Annotated in this window: 18 protein-coding genes and 1 tRNA gene; 15 read left to right on the top strand and 4 right to left on the bottom strand. The window is 66.1% G+C overall.

The window, feature by feature from the left end:
- Positions 1–62 precede the first annotated feature (62 nt).
- Entirely contained in the window at positions 63–518 is a 456-nt protein-coding gene (locus AB4Y79_RS15195; RefSeq protein ID WP_441863681.1) for a MarR family winged helix-turn-helix transcriptional regulator, read from the top strand.
- 206 nt (positions 519–724) lie between these two features.
- Here the strand turns inward: AB4Y79_RS15195 and AB4Y79_RS15190 are convergent.
- From AB4Y79_RS15190 to AB4Y79_RS15180, 3 genes are all read right to left on the bottom strand, one after another.
- Positions 725–800, bottom strand: a tRNA-Lys gene (locus AB4Y79_RS15190).
- Positions 801–915: 115 nt separating this feature from the next.
- Positions 916–1,872 carry a PQQ-dependent sugar dehydrogenase gene (locus AB4Y79_RS15185; protein ID WP_441863679.1) on the bottom strand — a complete coding sequence of 319 codons (957 nt, stop codon included), beginning with the start codon at positions 1,870–1,872 and terminating at the stop codon, positions 916–918.
- A gap of 118 nt (positions 1,873–1,990) precedes the next feature.
- On the bottom strand, positions 1,991–2,983 hold the full coding sequence (locus tag AB4Y79_RS15180) for a sunset domain-containing protein (protein WP_441863392.1): 993 nt from the start codon (positions 2,981–2,983) through the stop codon (positions 1,991–1,993).
- Positions 2,984–3,239: 256 nt separating this feature from the next.
- Here AB4Y79_RS15180 and ilvD point away from each other — a divergent pair, with 256 nt between their 5' ends.
- The 10 genes from ilvD to AB4Y79_RS15130 all read left to right on the top strand — a co-directional run bounded on the left by ilvD (position 3,240) and on the right by AB4Y79_RS15130 (position 18,307).
- The gene (gene ilvD, locus AB4Y79_RS15175) at positions 3,240–4,958 is read left to right on the top strand and encodes a dihydroxy-acid dehydratase (protein WP_441863390.1); all 1,719 of its coding nucleotides are present in this window, start codon (positions 3,240–3,242) and stop codon (positions 4,956–4,958) included.
- 386 nt (positions 4,959–5,344) lie between these two features.
- A complete protein-coding gene (locus tag AB4Y79_RS15170) occupies positions 5,345–7,252 on the top strand; it encodes an acetolactate synthase large subunit (protein ID WP_441863388.1) in 1,908 nt (635 codons plus the stop codon).
- Between the two features lie 2 nt (positions 7,253–7,254).
- Positions 7,255–7,767: an acetolactate synthase small subunit gene (gene ilvN / locus AB4Y79_RS15165; protein WP_018760055.1), complete on the top strand. Its 513-nt coding sequence runs from the start codon at positions 7,255–7,257 to the stop codon at positions 7,765–7,767.
- A gap of 83 nt (positions 7,768–7,850) precedes the next feature.
- Positions 7,851–8,876 (top strand): ketol-acid reductoisomerase, encoded by a 1,026-nt coding sequence (gene ilvC, locus AB4Y79_RS15160; RefSeq protein WP_285243951.1) that lies wholly within the window; start codon positions 7,851–7,853, stop codon positions 8,874–8,876.
- Positions 8,877–9,001: 125 nt separating this feature from the next.
- On the top strand, positions 9,002–10,591 hold the full coding sequence (gene serA, locus AB4Y79_RS15155; RefSeq protein WP_109045023.1) for a phosphoglycerate dehydrogenase: 1,590 nt from the start codon (positions 9,002–9,004) through the stop codon (positions 10,589–10,591).
- A gap of 217 nt (positions 10,592–10,808) precedes the next feature.
- Positions 10,809–13,607, top strand: a complete 2,799-nt coding sequence (locus tag AB4Y79_RS15150) for an ABC transporter permease (protein WP_441863383.1) — start codon at positions 10,809–10,811, stop codon at positions 13,605–13,607.
- The gene (locus AB4Y79_RS15145) at positions 13,604–14,359 is read left to right on the top strand and encodes an ABC transporter ATP-binding protein (RefSeq protein WP_441863381.1); all 756 of its coding nucleotides are present in this window, start codon (positions 13,604–13,606) and stop codon (positions 14,357–14,359) included. The genes AB4Y79_RS15150 and AB4Y79_RS15145 overlap by 4 nt, the downstream gene beginning before the upstream one ends.
- A gap of 36 nt (positions 14,360–14,395) precedes the next feature.
- Positions 14,396–15,949: a methionine--tRNA ligase gene (gene metG, locus AB4Y79_RS15140; RefSeq protein ID WP_441863379.1), complete on the top strand. Its 1,554-nt coding sequence runs from the start codon at positions 14,396–14,398 to the stop codon at positions 15,947–15,949.
- 88 nt (positions 15,950–16,037) lie between these two features.
- Entirely contained in the window at positions 16,038–17,090 is a 1,053-nt protein-coding gene (locus AB4Y79_RS15135) for a 3-isopropylmalate dehydrogenase (protein ID WP_308930632.1), read from the top strand.
- A 104-nt stretch (positions 17,091–17,194) separates the two neighbouring features.
- On the top strand, positions 17,195–18,307 hold the full coding sequence (locus tag AB4Y79_RS15130; RefSeq protein WP_441863376.1) for a branched-chain amino acid aminotransferase: 1,113 nt from the start codon (positions 17,195–17,197) through the stop codon (positions 18,305–18,307).
- 72 nt (positions 18,308–18,379) lie between these two features.
- Here AB4Y79_RS15130 and AB4Y79_RS15125 read toward each other — a convergent pair whose 3' ends face one another.
- On the bottom strand, positions 18,380–18,976 hold the full coding sequence (locus AB4Y79_RS15125; protein WP_441863373.1) for a hypothetical protein: 597 nt from the start codon (positions 18,974–18,976) through the stop codon (positions 18,380–18,382).
- A gap of 142 nt (positions 18,977–19,118) precedes the next feature.
- Between AB4Y79_RS15125 and AB4Y79_RS15120 the strand changes: the two genes are divergently transcribed.
- From AB4Y79_RS15120 to AB4Y79_RS15105, 4 genes are read left to right on the top strand one after another with little or no spacing between them, the layout of a single operon-like run.
- Positions 19,119–19,940 carry an MBL fold metallo-hydrolase gene (locus tag AB4Y79_RS15120; protein ID WP_441863371.1) on the top strand — a complete coding sequence of 274 codons (822 nt, stop codon included), beginning with the start codon at positions 19,119–19,121 and terminating at the stop codon, positions 19,938–19,940.
- A gap of 10 nt (positions 19,941–19,950) precedes the next feature.
- Positions 19,951–20,727 carry a fumarylacetoacetate hydrolase family protein gene (locus AB4Y79_RS15115; protein WP_441863368.1) on the top strand — a complete coding sequence of 259 codons (777 nt, stop codon included), beginning with the start codon at positions 19,951–19,953 and terminating at the stop codon, positions 20,725–20,727.
- Between the two features lie 57 nt (positions 20,728–20,784).
- The gene (gene gltX / locus AB4Y79_RS15110; RefSeq protein ID WP_441863365.1) at positions 20,785–22,299 is read left to right on the top strand and encodes a glutamate--tRNA ligase; all 1,515 of its coding nucleotides are present in this window, start codon (positions 20,785–20,787) and stop codon (positions 22,297–22,299) included.
- Positions 22,299–23,045, top strand: coding sequence for an HAD family hydrolase (locus AB4Y79_RS15105; protein ID WP_441863362.1), 747 nt, complete (start codon positions 22,299–22,301; stop codon positions 23,043–23,045). Before gltX ends, AB4Y79_RS15105 begins: the two co-directional genes overlap by 1 nt.
- The last annotated feature ends 22 nt before the right edge of the window (positions 23,046–23,067 follow it).

Below are 23,067 nucleotides of genomic sequence, written 5' to 3'. Positions count from 1 at the left end.
CCTAGTAAGCAGGTGGGGCGAGTGCTAATCGGCACTTGGCTATACTTGCTGCTATGCCTGATATGGATCACTGGCCCACAGGGCGCCTCCTGTCCACTGCTGCGCGCCTCGTTGAACACTCCTGGAACGAAAAACTTGGCGCCATCGGACTCACCCATGCCGGTGTCATCGCCATCGAAGTGCTGGCCGCCCAAGGTCCCATGACCCAGGCCCAGCTTGCCCAGTACGTCCGCGTCCAGGCCCAGACCATGGGCAAGACGCTCAGCCGGCTTGAGTCCCATGGCCACATTGTCCGGGTGCGCAGCACCTCGGACCGCAGGAGCCACGTGGTGTCGCTGACCGAGCGGGGCAAGGAAGCTGTGGCCCAGGCAGTGGAGATGGAGCGCTCCGTATTGGCGTCCGCATCGATCGACCCCGAGGTCCTGCGCCAGGAACTTAAAGCTGTGGTCCGCGAACTCGCCAGCCAGTTCGCCACAACGCCCAGCAATGCCTCGGCCCTGGTGGACTCGGCCAAGTAACCGGCATTTTCTCTCGGCCTTAAAGCGTGGCCCCGGCAATCAATTGACGGGGCCACGCTTTTTTGTGCCCGGCGGCCCGCCGGCCGTCGCACGTTCCCGCGGCTCCATCCGTTGCTGGGCCATTGCCTTCGCAGTCGATAAATTCAGCCGACAAAACAAAACAGCCTCCGGCTCGCGTTGCCGCGAGCCGGAGGCTGTTTTCCCAGTGGTGCACCCCCCGGGACTTGAACCCGGAACCCATTGATTAAGAGTCAATTGCTCTGCCAATTGAGCTAGAGGTGCATCTTCTTTGCTTCAATCTTTCGGGCTTTTTCTTTCCCGTTGATCTCCGCAACGACATGAAACTCTACACGAACTTTTGGTGCAAGTGAAATCGGCGCGGGGGGACGTGTCCCCGTCACTTCCGCAGCCTCAAAACCAGCACGAAATCAGGGTTTTCGTTGTTGGTCAGCAGCCACAATTCGCCCTCCGGGGTCCGGATCACATCCCTGATCCGCCCGTACATCCCTGTGAAATAGGCCACAGGATTGCCTGCCTCCGTTCCGTGGAGGGCGACTGCCCACAGCCTCTCCCCGCGAAGCGCTCCCAGGTACGCGGTGCCGCCGGCTATTTCCAGGCCGCTGGGCGACGATTCGCTTGTGGCCGGCCACACGACCTTTGCATCCTGGAATCCCGGCCGGTGCGGTGCGCCCGTCACTTCCGGCCAGCCGTAGTTGGCGCCGGGAAGGATCAGGTTGAGCTCGTCATTGACGTCGGGGCCGAATTCGCTGGCCCACAGCCGGCCGTCGCTGCCCCAGGCCAACCCCTGGACATTCCGGTGTCCAAGGCTGTAAACGGCATTTCCAAACGGGTTCCCGGGCGCGGGACTGCCGTCCTGGGCAAGCCGCAGGATCTTGCCGCCCAAAGCGTTCGGGTCCTGGGGCTGTTCCCGGTGCTGGGCATCGCCGGTGCCCACATAGAGAAAGCCGTCCGGTCCAAACCGGATCCTTCCGCCGTTGTGCGTCGTGGCCTTCGGTATGCCGGCAAAGACGGTTTGCGGCGGCCCGGGGACCAGAGTCCCGGTAGCGTCTCTTTCGAGGGTCAGCCTGACCACGCGGTTGTCCTCCTGGCCTGTCACATAGGCGTAGAGGTAGTGGTCAACATCAAAATGCGGAGACAGAGCCAGGCCCAGCAGGCCTCCTTCGCCACCGGGCACCACGCCCGGGACTTTCCCCACGGTGGTGGCCTGTCCATTGCGGACTGCCTTCAACAACGCGGTTCCACGCTCGGAGATGACGGCCGTGCCGTCCGGAAGGAAGACCGCTGCCCAGGGGACATTCAGCTGCAGCTCGAGTTTCTCCTGCACCGCGGGTATGGAGACGGACGGTTCCGTCGTGGTGCCGGCGCTGCTTCCAGGCGTTGGGGCTGGCGGCGTGCCGGTGCACGCCGCCAGCAGGAACGCCAGGAACAGCGTCCAGCATTGGCGCGGGGCCTTAAAGCGGCCCGTCCTCCTGCTGGAGCCGCCTGCGCCGCGGAGCGCGGAAACCGGCGGCCTCGGCGTGCGCTGCAGACTCAAACCAGACTTCCGCCCGGGTCTGCTCATAGTCGGGATGTCCTTCTTCGTAGTAGACCATCGCAGCGGCGTCCGCCTTGACGCTGTAGTCCGCCGGCCCGCTTCCATCGGCGGCGGGCGAGGCCGAGCCTGCCCCGTAGGGTTCGTCGGCCGCGAGGTGCCCGGTCGGTTCTCCTGCCGCTTCACCTTGCAGCGGGGCCAATTCCTGGTACTGCGCTCCCGCCTCCTCCACCAGGGCGGAGGATTCTGCGCGGGCCATCATTTCGGCCGCTGCCGTTTCTTCCACCGCGGCGGTTTCGGCGCCGGGTAGCGTCGGGGCGTGGGGTGCCGTGTATTCGTCATGGTGCCGGGGGTGGACGGGCGTGGGGGAGTCGTGCTCCACGGATGCCGGCTGCGCGGTGTCTGTTTCCCCTGGTGCAGCCCCGGCCGTGGGCGCGGCTGCCACCGGTGCTGCGGCCGTTGCCGGTGCAGGGCCGGTGGAGGCTGGTGCGGGCCGTGATCCGGACGGTCCGGCCTCGGACCATTGGGTTGCCCACTCGGCTTCGTCCTGCCGCCGGCGCTCATCGCCGGCACGGGAAGAGTCCGTGCCATCACCGGCGCCGGAAGAGTCCCGGACCGGGGTGTCGAGTGCCTCGGCAGTTGGGGGCGTCGCCCGTGGTGACGCCGACGAGTCCGCCGGCTCCTCTGCCGTTGCGGGGGCGGCCGGTCCGGCGGCCGCGCCGAAGCCGGCCGCCGTGGGTATGCCGGTGGTCGCGGCAGCGTCAGCCGATGCTGCGGCGCTGCCTCCCTCCAGTGCGCCGTCCGACCTCGTGCCGGATGCGCCCGGCGCGTTGGCCGATTTGTTGCGGTTCAGCAGCCACCAAATGACTGCCGCGATGACGACGATGAGGATGATCCAGAAAAGAATGTCCATGGCAGGCCTCTCGATCCGGGCGGCGGGGGTGTCCTGTCCCGACGCTACGTCGGGCGGCCACTGCTGTCCAGAGATGCAGCAGGCGGAACGCGGAGGCCCGGGCCGTGGGCGCGGCGCGGCAAGAGCCCGCCCGGCGCCCCCGGGCGGCTCAGAATATGAGATCCCAGTCCACTATTTGGCTGGATTTTGCCGCTATTTCACCGGGAACCGGCACTTACGGTCGTCCGGCCACGGCGTGAGCCCTAGACTTTCCCCTATGAGTGACGCCCAGACCACAACTGAGAACACGCCTGATATCAAGCCCCGCAGCCGCGTCGTCACCGATGGAATCCATGCGGCGCCCGCGCGCGGCATGTTCCGGGCCGTCGGCATGGGCGATGACGACTTCGCCAAACCGCAGATTGGCGTGGCGAGCTCATGGAACGAGATCACCCCCTGCAACCTCTCGCTGAACCGCCTCGCGCAGGGCGCCAAGGAAGGCGTCCACGCAGGTGGGGGGTTCCCCATGCAGTTCGGCACCATCTCAGTCTCGGACGGCATTTCCATGGGACACGAGGGAATGCACTTCTCACTGGTCTCCCGCGAAGTCATCGCCGACTCCGTTGAGACCGTCATGCAGGCGGAACGGATCGACGGTTCGGTCCTGCTGGCCGGCTGCGACAAATCCCTGCCCGGCATGCTCATGGCTGCCGCCCGCCTGGACCTGGCCAGCGTCTTCCTCTACGCCGGCTCCATCATGCCCGGCTGGGTGAAGCTCGAAGACGGCTCCGAAAAGGAAGTCACCCTCATCGACGCCTTCGAGGCCGTCGGTGCATGCGCGGCCGGCAAGATGAGCATGGAGGACCTCACCCGGATCGAAAAGGCCATCTGCCCGGGTGAGGGCGCCTGCGGCGGCATGTACACGGCCAATACCATGGCCTGCATCGGCGAAGCCCTTGGCATGTCCCTGCCCGGCTCCGCCGCCCCGCCCTCGGCAGACCGCCGTCGTGATGAATTCGCCCGCAAGTCGGGTGAAGCGGTGGTCAACCTGCTGCGAAAGGGCATCACTGCGCGCGACATCATGACCAAGGAGGCCTTCGAGAACGCCATCGCCGTCACCATGGCCTTCGGTGGTTCCACCAACGCCGTCCTGCACCTGCTGGCCATCGCCCGCGAAGCCGAGGTGGAGCTGACCCTGGACGACTTCAACCGCATCGGCGACAAGATCCCGCACCTGGGCGACCTCAAGCCGTTCGGCCGCTACGTGATGACCGATGTCGACCGGATCGGCGGCGTGCCGGTGATCATGAAGGCCCTGCTCGACGCCGGCCTGCTGCACGGCGACTGCCTCACCGTCACGGGCAAGACTGTCGCTGAAAACCTCGAGGCGATCAACCCGCCGGACGTTGATGGCAAGATCCTGCGCGCACTGGACAACCCGATCCACAAAACCGGCGGCATCACCATCCTGCACGGCTCGATGGCTCCGGAAGGCGCCGTCGTCAAGAGTGCCGGCTTCGACGCCGACGTCTTCGAGGGCTCGGCCCGTGTCTTCGAACGCGAGAAGGGTGCCCTGGACGCGCTCGATAACGGTGAGATCAAGGCCGGTGACGTCGTCGTCATCCGTTACGAAGGTCCCAAGGGCGGCCCGGGCATGCGGGAAATGCTTGCGATCACCGGTGCCATCAAGGGCGCCGGCCTGGGCAAGGACGTCCTGTTGCTGACCGACGGCCGCTTCTCCGGCGGAACCACCGGCCTGTGCATCGGCCACGTTGCACCGGAAGCGGTCGACGGCGGCCCCATCGCCCTCGTCAAGGACGGCGACCGGATCAGGGTGGACATCGCCGCGCGGACGTTCGACCTGCTGGTGGACGGCGCCGAGCTTGAGGCCCGCAAAGTGGGCTGGGAGCCGCTCCCGGCCCGCTACACCAAGGGAGTGCTCGCCAAGTACGCCAAGCTGGTGCACAGCGCCAGCCAGGGCGCTTACACAGGCTGACGGGTGATCCCTACCCAAGTGATGCGGCGGGGCCGCCGCATCACTTGGGGCCCTCGGGATCCCCCTTACTAAGCCCTGCTGCCCTCCGCGGTTCGGTTTCGGCTGGTCCTTCCGAGATAGGATCAAAGAGTGGACAGTGTTGTCCACATGGTGAGATACGGTGCTCGCTCGTTGACACCCGTCTTGCCAAGAGGGAAAACTGAACGCATGACCTTCGTTACCGGCATCGTCGTCGTCCTTACCAAGCGCGTGGCACATTAGCCTCCACTGGTAACGAACCGTCACGCGCGAACCCCTCACAGAGCCACCAGGCTGAGGGGTTTTTTTATTTTCCGCCTTTCCAGTCAAAGTTCCAACACCAGAGAAGATCCACAAGGAAGAGTCCGATGAGCAAAGGATCGCCCATCAGCCCCTCGCTGATGGCCACCAAGTCCGCTGGAGCCGCCAAGGCTCCGGAACGCGCCGACCGGACGGCCGAGCATGCCGCCGTCGTCGCCGACCTTGCTGCCGTCTCTCCTGTCCTTGGGCCGAACAACGTTGTACCCCCGACGGTGATGACCGGCTCGCAAGCAATCGTCCGCTCGCTCGAAGAACTCGGCGTCGACGACATTTTCGGTTTGCCTGGTGGCGCGATCCTGCCCACCTACGACCCCTTGATGGCCTCCACCATGAACCACGTGCTGGTCCGTCACGAACAGGGAGCCGGCCACGCCGCGCAAGGCTACGCCATGGTCACCGGGCGGGTTGGCGTCTGCATCGCCACCTCGGGCCCCGGCGCCACCAACCTCGTTACCGCCATCATGGACGCCCACATGGACTCCGTGCCCCTGGTGGCCATCACCGGCCAGGTCGCCAGCGGCGTCATCGGCACCGATGCCTTCCAGGAAGCCGACATCGTGGGCATCACCATGCCCATCACCAAGCACTCGTTCCTGGTGACAGACCCCAACGACATCCCGCACGTCATGGCCGAGGCCTTCCACCTCGCCTCCACCGGCCGCCCCGGCCCCGTCCTGGTTGACGTTGCCAAAGACGCCCAGGTGGGCCAGATGACGTTCTCCTGGCCGCCGAAGATCGACCTGCCCGGCTACCGTCCCGTAACCCGGGGACACAACAAGCAGGTGCGCGAGGCGGCGAAACTTATCGCTGCTGCCTCCAAGCCGGTCCTCTACGTGGGCGGCGGCGTGGTCAAGGCGCATGCCTCGGCGGAACTGCTCGCCCTCGCCGAAGCGACGGGTGCGCCCGTGGTGACCACCCTGATGGCAAAGGGCGCGTTCCCGGATTCCCACCCGCAGCACGTGGGCATGCCGGGCATGCACGGCAGTGTTTCCGCCGTGACCGCCCTGCAGCAGTCAGACCTCCTGATCACGCTCGGCGCCCGCTTCGATGACCGCGTTACCGGCGTGCTGCGGACCTTCGCACCCCACGCCAAGGTCATCCACGCCGACATCGATCCCGCCGAAATTTCCAAGAACCGCACCGCGGACGTGCCCATCGTCGGCTCCGTCAAGGAGATCATTCCGGAACTGACAGAGGCCGTCCGCAGCCAGTTCGAAGCTTCCGGCACGCCTGAGCTGACCACCTGGTGGGCCTTCCTGAACAACCTCAAGGAAACCTACCCGCTGGGCTGGACCGAGCCGGATGACGGCCTCATCGCCCCGCAGAAGGTCATTGAGCGGATCGGCCAGCTAACCGGCCCCGAAGGCGTTTACGTGGCGGGCGTTGGCCAGCACCAGATGTGGGCTGCCCAGTTCATCAAGTACGAGCGCCCGCACGCCTGGCTGAACTCCGGCGGCGCCGGCACCATGGGCTACGCCGTCCCGGCGGCCATGGGCGCCAAGGTGGGCGAGCCTGACCGGGTGGTCTGGGCCATCGACGGCGACGGCTGCTTCCAGATGACCAACCAGGAACTGGCCACCTGCGCCATCAACAAGATCCCCATCAAGGTTGCCGTCATCAACAACTCATCGCTGGGCATGGTGCGGCAGTGGCAGACCCTCTTCTACGAGGGCCGCTACTCCAACACCGACCTCAACACCGGCCATGACACCGTCCGGATCCCGGACTTCGTCAAGCTGGGGGAGGCCTATGGTTGTGCCTCGTTCCGCGTCGAACGCGAAGAGGACATCGACGCCACCATCCAGAAGGCACTCGAGATCAACGACCGCCCCGTGGTCATCGACTTCGTGGTGAGCCCCAACTCCATGGTGTGGCCGATGGTGCCCTCCGGAGTGAGCAATGACCAAATCCAGGTCGCCCGAAACATGACCCCGGAATGGGAAGAGGAAGACTGAGCATGAGCCGCCACACACTTTCCGTCCTGGTTGAGGACAAGCCCGGCGTCCTGACCCGCGTGGCGAGCCTGTTCGCCCGCCGCGCCTTCAACATCAACTCCCTGGCCGTCGGCCCCACCGAAGTGCCGGGCGTGTCCCGCATGACGGTGGTGGTCGACGCCGATGGCGACCTCATCGAGCAGGTCACCAAGCAGCTCAACAAACTGGTCAACGTGATCAAGATCGTTGAGCTGACCCCAGAAACTTCCGTACAGCGCGACCACATCCTGGTCAAGGTACGTGCGGATGCCGCAACACGCCTGCAGGTAACCCAAGCCGCAGACCTGTTCCGCGCCTCAGTGGTGGACGTTTCCACCGACTCGGTCGTCATTGAGGCCACCGGCCATCCGGAAAAGCTCACAGCCCTGCTTTCAGTGCTGGAGCCCTTCGGTATCCGCGAAATCGTGCAGTCCGGCACCCTGGCCGTTGGACGGGGATCCCGCTCCATGAGTGACCGGGCCCTCCGTTCCGCCTAGGCACCAGCCCGGGCGGGACCTGGCGCCCGTAACCGCAGCACCGCAAGACCACTATCTACAACCACTCAAGAGGAGTTACGCAAGTGACTGAAATGTTCTACGACGACGACGCCGACCTTTCCATCATCCAGGGCCGCAAGGTTGCCATTGTTGGCTACGGCTCGCAGGGCCACGCCCACGCGCTGAACCTGCGCGATTCCGGCGTCGAGGTTGTTATCGCCCTGAAGGAGGGCTCCAAGTCGATCGCCAAGGCCGAAGACGCCGGCTTCACGGTCAAGAACGTTGCCGACGCCGCCGAATGGGCCGACGTCATCATGATCCTGGCGCCGGACCAGCACCAGCGCGCGATCTACAACGACTCCATCAAGGACAAGCTGACCCCCGGCAAGGCCCTTGCCTTTGCCCACGGCTTCAACATCCGCTTCGGTTACATCCAGGCCCCCGAGGGCGTCGACGTCATCCTGATCGCCCCGAAGGCTCCGGGCCACACCGTCCGCCGCGAGTTCGAAGCCGGCCGCGGCATCCCGGACATCATCGCCGTCGAGCAGGACGCCTCCGGTTCCGCCTGGGAACTGGCCAAGTCCTACGCCAAGGCCATCGGCGGCACCCGTGCGGGCGTCATCAAGACCACCTTCACCGAAGAAACCGAAACAGACCTTTTCGGCGAGCAGTCCGTGCTCTGCGGCGGCGTGTCCCAGCTGATCCAGTACGGCTTCGAAACCCTCACCGAAGCCGGCTACCAGCCGCAGATCGCCTACTTCGAGGTGCTGCACGAGCTCAAGCTCATCGTTGACCTCATGTGGGAAGGCGGCATCGCCAAGCAGCGCTGGAGCGTTTCCGACACCGCCGAGTACGGTGACTACGTGTCCGGCCCGCGCGTCATCACCCCCGAGGTGAAGGAAAACATGAAGGCCGTCCTGGCCGACATCCAGTCCGGTGCATTCGCCAAGCGCTTCATCGAGGACCAGGACAACGGCGGCGTCGAGTTCAAGGAACTGCGCGCCAAGGCTGAACAGCACCCCATCGAGGCTGTTGGCCGCGAGCTGCGCTCCCTGTTCTCCTGGCAGCAGCAGGACGTTGACTACGTGGAAGGCTCCGCAGCCCGCTAAGGCCGCAAGCCCAACCACTTGGACCGCAATGGTGAGGCCGGGTTCACACTTAACAATGTGAGCCCGGCCTTTCCGTCGGCCTAGACTTGTTTCCATCCCCAGGACTGCAACGCAGAGGATCAGCCGTGTCAAAACCCGTAGTACTGCTCGCCGAAGAACTTTCCCCCGCCACCGTCGAGGCCCTCGGCCCGGACTTTGAAATCCGCCAGACTGACGGCGCCGACCGTTCCCAGCTGCTCTCGGCGATCAGTGACGTAGACGCGATCCTGGTCCGCTCCGCCACCCAGGTGGACGCCGAAGCCATCGCCGCGGCCAAGAACCTGAAGGTCATCGCCCGTGCTGGCGTGGGCCTGGACAACGTCGACATCAAGGCCGCCACCCAGGCCGGAGTCATGGTGGTCAACGCCCCGACGTCCAACATCGTTTCCGCGGCCGAACTGACCGTGGGCCACATCCTCAGCCTGGCCCGCCACATTCCGCAGGCCAGCGCCGCCCTGAAGGACGGCGAGTGGAAGCGCTCCAAGTACACCGGTATCGAACTGTTCGAAAAGAAGATCGGCATCATTGGCCTCGGCCGGATCGGTGCCCTCGTGGCAGCCCGGCTCAAGGGCTTCGACACCAAGATCCTCGCCTACGATCCCTACATCACCTCCGCCCGGGCAGCGCAGCTTGGCGTGCAGCTGGTCACCCTGGACGAACTCCTTGCCCAGTCCGACTTCATTACCATCCACATGCCCAAGACGCCCGAGACCGTGGGCATGCTCGGAGCAGACGCCTTCAAGAAGATGAAGAGCACGGCCTACGTGGTCAACGTGGCCCGCGGTGGACTGGTGGACGAGGAAGCCCTGTTCACGGCCCTGCAGGACGGCGAAATCGCCGGTGCCGGCGTCGATGTCTTTGCCAAGGAACCCAGCACCGACCTGCCGTTCTTCAAGCTCGACAACGTGGTGGTGACCCCGCACCTGGGCGCCTCGACCGATGAAGCCCAGGAAAAGGCCGGCGTCTCCGTGGCCAAGTCCGTCCGTCTGGCCCTCGCCGGCGAACTGGTGCCGGACGCTGTCAACGTTGCCGGCGGCGTCATCGCACCCGACGTTCGCCCGGGCATCCCGCTGATCGAAAAGCTGGGCCGCATCTTCACCGCGCTGACCCATGCCTCCCTGACCCAGTTCGACGTCGAAGTGGCCGGCGAAATTTCGTCCCTCGACGTCAAGGTGCTGGAGCTGGCAGCGCTGAAGGGCATCTTCGCCGACATCGTGACCGAGCAGGTGTCCTACGTCAACGCACCCGTCATCGCCGAACAGCGCGGCATCAACGTCCGCCTGATCACCACCCCGGACACCGAGTCGTACCGCAACGTCCTGACGCTCCGCGGTGCCCTGAGCGACGGCAGCCAGATCTCCGTGGCCGGCACCCTGACCGGCCCCAAGCAGGTGGAGAAGCTGGTGGGCATCAACGGCTTCGAAGTTGAAATCCCCATCAGCGAGCACCTGGTGGTGGTGGCCTACACCGACCGCCCCGGCGTCATCGGCACCATCGGCCACATCCTGGGCATGAACAACATCAACATCGCCGGCATGCAGGTTGCCCGTTCCGACGAAGGCGGCCAGGTGCTCGCCCTGCTGACCATCGACAGCTCCGTTCCCCAGCAGGTGCTGGACGCCATCAAGGCCGGTATCGGCGCTGAAATGGTCCGGGAAGTGGACTTGGAAGACTAACGCGACACACCGGCCGAAACGCCGTAGCCGCTCCTCCGCGCGGGCACGCCCCGGCGCAGCCACGTATGATTGGCCGGTCTGCTTACAATGGCTTGGTCCTGGTTCAGGACCGTAGCCGGCAGACCGGCCAATACCTTTTGCACATCCGTCCGCCATTGCCCACGTCTGCCCGGGCGGTTGGAAGTGTGCGCACGCAATCCAGGTTTCAGGGAGTTCCATGAACGCCGTCCAGAGGTTCATCAGAAGCAGGGTGCTGCTGTTGACCGCGGCCATCTTGATCGCAGCCATGTGCTTGTCGGTCGTTGTCCAAAGCCAGTCACAGGCCGCGCTCAACCGGACAATCGACGAAAATTCGAGGGGGCTCTACGACATCCTGGTCCAGGCCAAGGCGCCCTCCGGAGCACTCCTCCAGCCCGAGATCGCCAATGGCGCCGGCGGCATTGGATTCGACCAGCTGGACTCCATCCGCAAACTCTCCGGAACGTCAGTGGCAGCCCCGATCAGCCTCGTTTCGCGGGTGACCCAGAACCTTGAAACACCCCGGCTCGACGCCATGGACTACCTCGGCTACAACGCGGGGCTCGCCGGCACTGCCACGGCTGACCAGGCCGCGGGTGCCACCGCCCCGAACCAGTGGCCGGCGGCCGAATCGGTACTCAGCGACAGTGCAAAGAAGTACCGCCTAACCGCCAGCGCCGTGAGCTCCGACGGCAACTCCGAGCAGACCCTCTTCAAAACCACTGCCGAAGGCACCCTGGGCAAGGCGCGCCTCGTCGAGGAAAAGGCCCAGGGCGGCAGCAGCATCCGCATCGCCGCACCTGCGGGCGAGACAGGCATCAAGTTCCCCGCCCCCGCCGGCGGCTCCGAACACAACCTCTTCAACCTCTCCGTGGCCCTGCCACTCGCCCCCGAGGTCACCGAATCCGTCGTGGCCGTGGACCCCGCCGCCGAACGGGCCCTGCTGGGTTCTGCGGGCGACTTCCTGGCCCCGCTGGAAAAGGCGCCGCCCGCCGACGCACGTGACGCCGGCGCAGTGGGCCGGTACCTGGAAGGGCTCTTCACCAGCGGCATCAGCATGGACCAGCTCAAGGAAGGACCCGACTTCCTCGGCGTGAAGCTCAAGTACTGGGCGCCCCTGATGACCCAATACCAGCAGGCCAAGCGCACCGGCCAGTTGACGGGCGGCTCGCAGGCCGTTCCGCTGATCGTGCGCTCCGGCACGTCGCTGGACCTGAAGTACAACGTCAAGATCGAGGAGATCGACGACGCCGGCAAGGTAGTCAAGGACGTCGGCACCGTTTCGAAGTCGTTGGGCAAGGATTACCTGCCGTTCGTTTCCAAGGACCCCTTCGTGCTGTCGTGGCCCGGTTCCACCGACCACTCGTCCCTGCTGGGCAACAACGGCAACTTCAACCAGGGCCTGTACACGCCCGCCAAGTGGAGCACCAACTTCGCCGGCGCCCCCAAGTACACCGATGGCGACACCGCGGCCAACGGTGCCGTGGACAAGACTGCCGTGCCCGGTGACTGGGTCACCGTGAACCGCTTGCCGGACAAGGCAGCCAATGGCGCCCCCGTCGACCAGACGCAGCGGGACCCGGTGGACGAGCGCTCCTACCGGGACAACCTGTCCACGGGCCAGCAGCAGCCGGCCCAGCCGCTGCCCATGGTGTACGGTACGTTCGACCCCGCTGCCGTGGCCGCCGCTTCCGGCGACGTCAACAAGCTGCCGCTGGGCGGCTATGACCCTACGCCGTTCACCCTGGTCAAGGACGCCGCAGGCAAGGACGTCCCCGCCGCGGAACTCAAGCCGTCCCTGAGTGCCACCGGCCTGGCGAGCCAGTCCGCCGGTGCGATCACCGACTACTACGGCCTGGCCGCAGCCCGGGGCTACAAGCAGAACGCTGCAGTAATCGATGCCGTCCGCGTCCGCGCCAAGGCTCCGGGCAGCTGGAAAGAAGCCCAGCCCGAGGTGGAGAAGCTCGCCGCCGAAATCCGCGACATGGGACTGGACGCCACGATCGTGGCAGGTTCGGCCCGCGAGGACACCAGCATCGCCGTCCCCGGCTACTCCAAGGACGGGGCGGGCAAGGAGTCCCCGCTGGGAACCGTCCAGCAGTCCTGGGTCCGGCAGAACGCAGCCGACGCCGTGGCCGGATCCCTGTCCGGCACCAACGTCACCCTGCTGTTCCTGACCCTGTGCGGCGCGGCCCTGCTGACCGGGGCGTCAACTGTCAGCTACATCCGGAAACGCCGCAGCGAGGCCGGAACCCTGCGGGCCATGGGCTGGACGCAGCGGCGGATCCGCAGCTGGGTCCTTGAGGAGTTCGGCGTTGGCGCCGTGCTGCTTGCCGCCGCCGGGATCCTGCTGAGCTTGTTGAGCTGGAGCCTGCCGACCGCCCTGGTGTGCGCCGCCGTCGTGGTCCTCTACTGCGGCGCGGCCCTGTTCGCCGCGCAGCAGCTCCGCCACCGCGACGTGGTGGACCAGGAACCGCAGCATGACGAACGGCTCATCCCCGTCGATTCGCCGCTGACCTTCGCCAACCGGCAGCTGGGCACCAATAAGTTCAACACGTTGTCGCTGGCCGTGGCGGTGGGTGTCTTCGGTGCCGCGGTCGGCGGCCTGATCTCCTTGCTGATCGACATTCCACGGGCCGCGGGTGCCAGCGCCCTCAGTGGCCTTGCCGCGGCGAGCGTGACGCTGCCGAGCATCCTGCTGGCTCTTGCCGGCGTGGCTGTGGGGCTGGTGCTTACCCTGGTGACCGGCCGCTTTGAGCTCAACGCCAAGCGCCAATACCTGGGGATCCTCGAGGCGATGGGCTGGAACCCGGACATGCTCCGTCAGGTGCGTTTGTTCGAAAACGCGCTCGTGGGAACCGTGGCCTTGCCGCTGGGCGTGCTGGGCGCCTTGGGCATCGGCCTGCTGCTGGCACCCTACGCGGCCATCTGGGCAGCGGTGGCCGGGCTGGTGGCTGTACTTTGCTGGATACCGATTGCAACGAAAGTGGTCCAATGACAAACCCGACGAATGTCCAGCGCAGCCGCCGGGGCGGCTCCAATGAGGTCCCCCTGCAGACCCGGGCCAATACCATCGTCAAGTCGGCCGATCACGCCACCCCGCTCGAGATGCGCGATATCACCATCCGCTACGGCGGCGGAAAGGGCGGCGCCGACGCCGTCAGCGTGGTGGAGGGCTTCGACCTGACCCTGCACGCGGGGGAGATGCATTGCGTTGCCGGCCGAAGCGGCTCGGGCAAGACCAGCATCCTGACCGTCGGCGCGGGGCTCACCTTGCCGACGTCGGGCCGGGTGTTCTGGGAAGGAGACTCGCTCGAAAGCATGGGCGACGACGAAATCGCCGACCGCCGCCGTGCCCTCATCGGATACGTGGACCAGGGTGGTGCCCTGATTGACGGCATGAGCGCCCTCGAGAACGTCCTCCTGCCCGCCGTCCCCGACGGCGAGGTGGACCAGCGGCGGGACATGGCCAAGGACCTGCTGGACCTGGTGGGGCTGGGCCGCCGCATGCGGCACCGCCCGGCCCAGCTGTCCGGTGGTGAACGGCAGCGCGTGGCCATTGCGCGGGCCCTGATCCTCGGCACCAGGGTCCTGGTGGTGGACGAACCCACCGCCAGCCTGGACCGCGCCTCAGCCAACCGCATCATCAGCATCCTGAAGGACACCACCTCCGACGGCATCGCCGTCCTGGTGGCCTCGCACGACCACGAACTGGTCCGGCTCAGCGATACCCTGACAGAACTGATCTAGCCCACCCACTTACGCACCGAAGGTAAACGTCCGACCGTGACTGCTTCAGAGAAAACGCCGTTCTACATCACCACGGCCATCACCTACCCCAACGGCGTGCCGCACATCGGCCACGCCTACGAGTACATAGCAACCGACGCCATGGCGCGCTTCAAGCGGCTGGACGGCTATGACGTGATGTTCCTGACGGGCACCGACGAGCACGGCATGAAGATCGCCCAGGCCGCGGAGAAGGAAGGCATCGCGCCCAAGGATCTGGTGAACCGGAACGCCGAAATCTACAAGGCGGCGCACGCTGCCCTGGGCATCAGCTACGACCGCTTCATCCGGACCACGGACGAGGACCACTACACCGCGTCGCAGGCCATCTGGAAGAAGATGGAAGCGAACGGCGACATCTACCTTTCCAAGTACGAAGGCTGGTACTCCGTCCGGGACGAATCCTTCTACGGCGAGGATGACACCGTGGTGAAGGACGACGGCGTGCGTTACTCGAAAGAGACGGACACCGAGGTGACGTGGACGGCGGAGGAGAGCTACTTCTTCCGGCTGTCCGCCTACCAGGACAAACTGCTGGCGCTGTACGAGGCGCACCCCGAATTCGGCGCCCCGCAGTACCGGTTCAACGAGGTCATCAGCTTCGTCAAGCGAGGCCTGGAGGACCTGTCCATCAGCCGGACCACCTTCGACTGGGGTGTCCCCGTCCCGGGCAACGACAAGCACGTCATGTACGTGTGGGTGGATGCGCTGACCAACTACCTCACCGGCGTCGGCTACCCGGACGTCGACTCGGAGAAGTTCCGCAGGTTCTGGCCGGCCGACGTCCACGTGATTGGCAAGGACATCTCCAGGTTCCACGCCATCTACTGGCCGGCGTTCCTGATGAGCGCCGGGCTGGAACTGCCCAAGCGCGTCATGATCCACGGATTCCTGAACAACAACGGGGTCAAGATGTCCAAGTCCCTGGGCAACGTGGTGGCCCCCGCCGACTTCGTGGCCCGCTACGGCCTGGACCAGGTAAGGTTCTTCTTCCTGCGGGAGGTCCCGTTCGGCGCGGACGGCAGCTACAACCACGAGGCCATCGTGGGACGGATGAACTCTGACCTGGCGAACAACTTCGGCAACCTCGCCCAGCGCTCCCTGTCCATGGTGGCCAAGAACTGCGGTGCTGCCGTACCCGAACCCGGTGAGTTCACCGCGGCCGACACCGCCATCCTGGCCCAGGCCAACGGCCTGCTCGACGCCGCACGCGCCGCCTTCGACAAACAGGAATTCAGCCGTGCGCTGGAGGCCATCTGGGCCGTGCTGGGGGACACCAACGCCTACTTTGCCGAGCAGGCGCCCTGGGTGCTCCGGAAGACCGACGTCGAGCGCATGAACACGGTGCTGTACGTGACGCTGGAGGTGCTCCGGATTGTGGCGGTCCTCGCCCAGCCGGTCATGCCCGGCGCCACCGCGAAGCTCCTGGACGCACTGGGCCAGCCCGAAGGCGCCCGCCAGTTCGCCGCGATCGCGACTCCGATCGTTCCGGGCACGGCGTTGCCCGCTCCCGCGCCCGTGTTCCCCAAATTCGAGGAACCGGCCGAATAGGGAGCCAAAACACTCGGGGAGGATTCGCCCCTGTCCACATTTTGGGATGGGTTGACCAGCATATGGATGTCTTGGCTACCCTGAAATCATGAGCGCATCCTCCATCGATCTTGCAGTTATCCCCGGCGACGGCATCGGCCCCGAAGTCATTGCCGAGGCCCTCAAAGTCCTCGAAAAGGCTGTGGCCGCGGAGGGCGTGCAGCTCAAACCGACGCATTACGACCTGGGCGCCGAGCACTGGCTTGCCACCGGCGAAACCCTGCCGGACCACGTCCTGGCGGACCTGAAGACGCGCGATGCCATCCTCTTCGGCGCTGTCGGCGCCGCCCCGGGCGATACCCGCATCCCGTCCGGCATCATCGAGCGCGAACTGCTCCTCAAGCTCCGTTTCAGCCTGGACCACTACGTCAACCTGCGGCCCTCGCGGCTCTACGGAACCGTTGGCAGTCCGCTGGCAAACCCCGGAACTATCGACTTCATCGTGGTGCGTGAAGGCACCGAGGGTCCCTACGTGGGCAACGGCGGCACGCTGCGGGCAGGTACCCCGCACGAGGTAGCCACCGAAGTCTCCCTGAACACCGCCCACGGTGTGGAGCGCGTGGTCCGCGATGCCTTCCGCCGCGCCAGCCTTCGGGAACGCAAGCACGTCACCCTGGTCCACAAGCACAACGTCCTGGTCTTCGCCGGGCATCTCTGGAAGCGCACCGTCGAGGCCGTCGCCAAGGAATTCCCCGGGGTCACCCACGACTACCTGCATGTTGACGCCGCCACCATCTTCATGGTCACGGACCCGTCCCGCTTCGACGTGATCGTCACTGACAATCTGTTCGGCGACATCATCACCGACCTCGCCGCTGCCATAACCGGCGGCATCGGCCTGGCGGCATCGGGCAACATCAACATGGACCGTACCGCGCCCTCCATGTTCGAGCCCGTCCACGGTTCCGCGCCGGACATCGCCGGCCAGGGCAAGGCGGACCCCACCGCTGCCATCCTCTCCGCGGCACTCCTGCTGGACCACCTGGGCTACGCCGAAGCCGCACGCAGGATCGAAGCCGCTGTGGTTGCGGACGTCGAAAAGCGCGACGGCACCGCCCGCAGCACCAGCGCCGTCGGCGACGCCATCGCCGCCGGACTCTAGCCCACGCCGGGGGCCCCGGCATCGGGCGTAAGCTTGACTCGAATCACCAAATGCCGCCTCGCTGTTCAGCGCTGAACCCCGGGGCGGCCGATCGTGGAGGAACCATGACTCAGACCGCCCATGGCGTCGAATTCACCCGGCAGCCTTCGGCAAACCCGAAGTCCGCCGAAGAGCGTGCAGCCATCCTGGCAAACCCGGGATTCGGCAACTACTTCACCGACCACACCGCCATCGTCGACTACAGCGTGGACGCGGACGGCAACGGCGGCTGGCACGATGCCCGGATCGAGCCGTACGGACCGATTGTCCTTGACCCCTCCGCGGCGGTCTTCCACTACGGCCAGGAAATCTTCGAAGGACTCAAGGCCTACCGGCACGCTGACGGCTCCGTCTGGACCTTCCGGCCCGAGGCGAACGCGGCGCGGCTGAACAAGTCGGCCCGCCGGCTGGCCCTGCCCGAACTGCCGGCCGAATACTTCCTCGGTGCCATCCGCGAACTGGTGGCGGCCGACAAGGAATGGGTGCCCTCCGGCGACGGCGAAGCCCTCTACCTGCGGCCCTTCATGATCGCCACCGAGGCGTTCCTTGGTGTCCGCGCCGCCCGCGAAGTGTCATTCAGGGTGATCGCCTCACCCGCCGGCAACTACTTCGGCGGCGAGCTGAAGCCGGTCTCCATCTGGATCTCGCGCCAGTACGCCCGTGCCGGCCGCGGTGGCACCGGCGACGCCAAGTGTGGCGGAAACTACGCAGCCTCACTTATCGCGCAGCAGGAGGCTGAAGCCAACGGCTGCAAGCAGGTGCTGTTCCTCGACCAGGCCAACGACAACGCCGTGGAAGAGTTGGGCGGCATGAACGTGTTCTTCGTCATGAAGGACGGTTCGCTGGTTACGCCGGCGCTCACCGGCACCATCCTTGAGGGCGTCACCCGGATGTCCGTGATCCAGGTGGCCAAGGACATGGGCCGCGAGGTTTCCGAACGCAAGATCACCCTTGACGAGTGGCGCGACGGCGTTGCCTCCGGTGAGATCGCGGAGGTCTTCGCCTGCGGCACCGCAGCCGTCATCACCCCCATAGGAGTCCTCAAGGACGCCACCGAGTTCATCGGCTCCGAGGACGCCAAGGCCGGGGAAACCACCATGGCCATCCGCGAAAAGCTTCTGGGCATCCAGACCGGTGCCGAACCGGACACCCATGGCTGGCTGACCCGCCTGGCCTAGGCTCTGCACGTACGACGGCGCCTGCCGGACTGAGGTCCGGCAGGCGCCGTTCTGCGTTCCAGCCGCGGCTGCCTAGCGGCGGGATGACGCCTTGCGGGCGGCGTTCTTCATGGCTTTGCGCGAAACCGGCTTGAGTGCCTTGCGGGCAGCTTCCTCCGCCAGGGCCCGGTGACGCCGGGCGTCGATGATGTCGTTCCACAGCGTGGTGGCGAAAACGCCGCCGTCCTGGGCGTAGACGTCGTAGGGGTAGCCGGCGAAGACAGAGGGGGCCGGGCCGCTGGTGAACAAATCCTTGCCGTCCGCCTTTGCCACCGCGTCGCCCACAGCCCAGGTCCGCGTCAGGTGGCGGGTGAGGTTTTCCTGCACAAAGACAGTGGCATCACCGGAGCGGGAGGCCTGCTCCAGCAGCATTTCCAGATCCGAGGCGATCAGCGCGGCGCCGGCCTGGTCAGCGGGCGCGGGGGCGGCGGCCAGTTCCGCCGTGATGCCGGTGACAGCGTCCGTCCAGTCGGTTGTTTCGCGGAACTTCTTCCACGTGGGAAACCAGACGATGCTGCCGGTCGCGTGGTTGTGGATATGCAGGAGGCCGGTGGCATTTTCGGTCGCGGAGTGGTCGTGGCCGTCTGCGTCCGCCTGGGCGAGAAGGTCTGCGAGCGTTGGGGTGGTCATTGGCGGTATCCGGCTTCCTCGGGAGATGGGTTGTCACTCGTGCCAACCCGGGGCCGCCGGTGTTCTATTCCGCTGTGGCAATTTTGCGGCGTCCAGCGGCACGTGCTGGGGGAGTGGCGGACCTGGATGTAAGGATGGGTCAGTGACCCCAGTTACCGGCCCCGGCCTGCAGCGCAGCTCCGGGCTCACCCAATTCATCCTGGCACCCAACCCCGGCCCCATGAGCCTGGACGGCACCAACTCCTATGTCCTGCGTGCCCCCGGCCACCCGTCCGTCGTCGTGGTGGATCCCGGCCCGCTGGACGAAGCCCACCTGGCCGCACTTGCCCGGTCCGGCGTCGTCGAACTGGTGCTCGTGACCCACCGGCATGCGGACCACACTGCGGGTTCCGCCCGGCTGCACGAGCTGACCGGAGCGCCGGTGCGTGCCGCCGACCCGGGCCACTGCCACGGCGGGGGAGCGCCGTTGACCGACGGCGAAGTGATCCACGCCGCAGGAGTGGATATCACGGTGCTGGCGACGCCCGGGCATACCTCCGATTCCGTCTGCTTCCACCTGGCCGCCGACGGTCAGCACGGCTCAGTGCTGACCGGCGACACCGTCCTGGGCAGGGGCACCACCGTCCTGGACTACCCGGACGGCACGCTGGGCGACTACCTCGCCACCCTGGACCGGCTGGAGTCGCTGGGGGCCACAGCAGTGCTCCCGGCGCACGGCCCGGTGCTGCCATCACTGCAGGACACCGTCCGGGGCTACCGCCGGCACCGGGAGGAACGGCTTGCCCAAATCCGCGCCGTGCTTGACCGGCTGGGCCGGGACGCATCCGTGCGTGAGGTGACGGACGCCGTCTATGCCGACGTCGACCCTTCCGTCCGGCGCGCTGCCGAACTGTCCGTGGCCGCACAGCTTTCCTACCTGCGCGGCCACGAAAGCGGAGGCGGGGCGGTGCCGGCGAAACGGTAGGGTAGGGACCATGCGTATTGCGAGGTTTGTTGTCGATTCCGATCCCCTGTACGGCGTTGTGGAAGGTGATAGCGGCAGTGAAGAAATCACTGTCATCCACGGCGACCCGTTCTTCAACGGCGTGGAGCGCACCTCTGTGCGCCACAAGCTGGAAGACGTCCGGCTGCTGGCGCCCATCATCCCGCGCAGCAAGGTCATCGGGGTGGGCCGGAACTTCGTGGAGCACGCGCATGAGCTCGGCAACGAGGTTCCGGCCCAGCCGCTGCTGTTCCTGAAGCCCAACACCGCGGTGGTGGGGCCCAATGATCCCGTGGTGCTGCCCGAGTTCTCGGAAGAGATCTCCTTCGAGGCCGAACTGTGCGTGGTAATCGGCAGGATCTGCAAGGACGTCCCCGAGGACCGCGTTGATGACGTCATCTTCGGCTATACCTGCGGCAACGACCTCACCGCCCGCGATGTCCAGAAGACCGACCTGCAGTGGACCCGCGCCAAGGGCTTCGACACCTCCGCCCCGCTTGGCCCGTGGATTGAGACCGACCTCGACACCGAAGACCTGCAGATCCAGGGCCGGCTTAACGGGGAAGTTCGCCAGGACGGCAGCACCAGCCAGATGATCCGCGGCGTCCGGGAACTGGTGTCCGTCGTCTCGCACGCGTTCACCCTGCTGCCCGGCGACGTCATCATGACCGGAACACCGGCCGGCGTCGGACTGGTCAAGGAAGGCGACCGCTTTGAGGTGGAAATCGAAGGAATCGGCCGGCTGTCCAACCCGATCGTCCGCCGCTGACCCCGGCTGGCGGCCGGAAGGCCGGAAGGCAGCCAGGCGGGTAAAGTTGAAGCCACTATGACTATCGCTTCTTCGTCGCTTGCCGCCTCCATTCCGCCCGTCACTGCCGAGACGCCCGTCCGGGTCCGGTTTTGCCCCTCGCCCACGGGCACCCCGCACGTAGGACTGATCCGGACCGCCCTGTTCAACTGGGCCTATGCCCGCCACACCAAGGGCACCCTGGTCTTCCGGATCGAGGACACGGACGCGGCGCGGGACAGCGAGGAAAGCTACCACCAGCTCCTGGACGCCCTGAAGTGGCTGGGGATCGACTGGGACGAGGGCGTCGAGGTGGGCGGCCCGCACGAGCCGTACCGGCAGTCCCAGCGCGGCGACATCTACCAGGACGTCATCAAGCGACTGTACGACGCCGGATACATCTACGAGTCCTTCTCCACCCCCGAGGAGATCGAGGCACGCCACCGCGCCGCCGGCCGGGACCCGAAGCTTGGCTACGACGGCTTTGACCGGCACCTGACGGAGGAGCAGCTGGCACAGTACCGGGCGGAGGGCCGGCAGGCTGTCCTCCGACTGCGCATGCCGGATGAGGACATCACGTTCACCGACCTGGTCCGCGGCGAGATCACGTTTAAGGCCGGATCCGTTCCCGACTTCGCCGTGGTGCGGGCCAACGGCGCGCCGTTGTACACCCTGGTCAACCCGGTGGACGACGCCCTCATGGGCATCACACATGTGCTGCGCGGCGAGGACCTGCTCAGCTCCACACCGCGCCAGGTGGCCCTGTACCGGGCCCTGTACGCGGTGGGGGTTGCCGAATACATGCCCGAGTTCGGCCACCTGCCGTATGTCATGGGCCAGGGCAACAAGAAGCTCTCCAAGCGGGACCCCGAGTCCAGCCTTTTCCTGCACCGGGAGCGGGGCTTCATCCCGGAAGGTCTGCTGAACTACCTGTCCCTGCTTGGCTGGTCGCTGAGCGCCGACGAGGACATCTTCACCGTCGAACAGCTCGTGGAGCACTTCGACATCCACGACGTCCTGGGCAACCCCGCGCGTTTCGACCTGAAGAAGGCCGAGGCCATCAACGGCACGCACGTCCGGATGCTCGAGCCCAAGGTCTTCCGCGACCGGGTGGCGCACTACCTGCGCGACGCAGGCCTCGTAGGGGAGATCCTCACCGACCGCGAGGAAGAGATCCTTACCGAGGCCGCGCCGCTGATCCAGGAACGCATCACGCTGCTGGGTGAGGCGCCGGACATGCTGGCTTTCCTGTTCAAGGCGGACGACGCCGTCGACGTCGCCGACGACGCCCGCAAGGGCCTTCCGGAGAACCTTTCCGAGGTGCTGGATGCGGCACTTACCGCGCTGGAACCGGTGGCAGACTGGACAGCCGAGGGCATCCAGGCAGCCCTGAAGCAGGCCTTGGTGGAGGACCTCGGCATCAAGCCGCGGCTGGCGTTCGGACCCGTTCGTACGGCGGTTTCCGGCCGGCGGATCTCGCCGCCGCTGTTCGAGTCGATGGTGATCCTGGGCAAGGAGTCTTCCCTGCGCAGGCTCCGCGCCTTCCGCGGCTGATGACGGCGCCAAGCGAAGCCCCGGCGGATGCCCCGCACACGCCTTATGGCGTGGTCAGGGGCGTCCTGTTCGACATCGACGACACCCTGGTGGACCTCGAATACTCGATGACCACCGCCCTGCGCGAGGTCAGTGAACACCTCCTGCCCGGCCTGGACCAGGCCGGGTGGGAGCGGTTCGGGCGGATTTTCACGCATGAAACCACGCACTATTACGACCGCTACCTGGCCGGCGAGCTGACGTTCAACGAACAGCGCCTGCTCCGGGGCCGCGCCGCGCTGGGCCACTTTGGCGTGGAATTGGCAGATGGCGATGATTCGCACCGCTGGCTGGCCGCGTACGTGGAAAAGCAACCCTCGTACGTGAAGCCGTTCCCGGACGTTGCGCCGCTTCTTGACGTTTTGGACGCCGCGGGGATTCCGTACGGCGCCGTCAGCAACAACGTCCATGATTACCAGCGGGCCAAGCTGGACGGCGCCGGCCTTGAACGCGTGAAGCACCTCGTGGGGACGGACACCCTGGGTGTGGCCAAGCCGGATCCAGCCATATACCTGGAAGGCGTCAGGCTCCTGGGCACCGTCCCTGCCGAGACGCTGTACGTAGGCGATAACCGGCTGCTGGACGCGGAAGGCTCGACGGCGGCCGGCCTGGTTGGCGTCTGGCTTAACCGGAACGCGGAGACCGCGGCCCACTTTGGTGGAACCGCGGTCACCACGTTGGCGGATCTGCTCCCGCTCTTCGCGTAGGTCCTGGTCAGGCAGTCTTTGC

This window comes from Pseudarthrobacter sp. YAF2, from assembly GCF_052113345.1.
In the GTDB taxonomy this organism is placed as follows: domain Bacteria; phylum Actinomycetota; class Actinomycetes; order Actinomycetales; family Micrococcaceae; genus Arthrobacter.
This window is presented reverse-complemented; position numbering and strand designations above follow the sequence as displayed.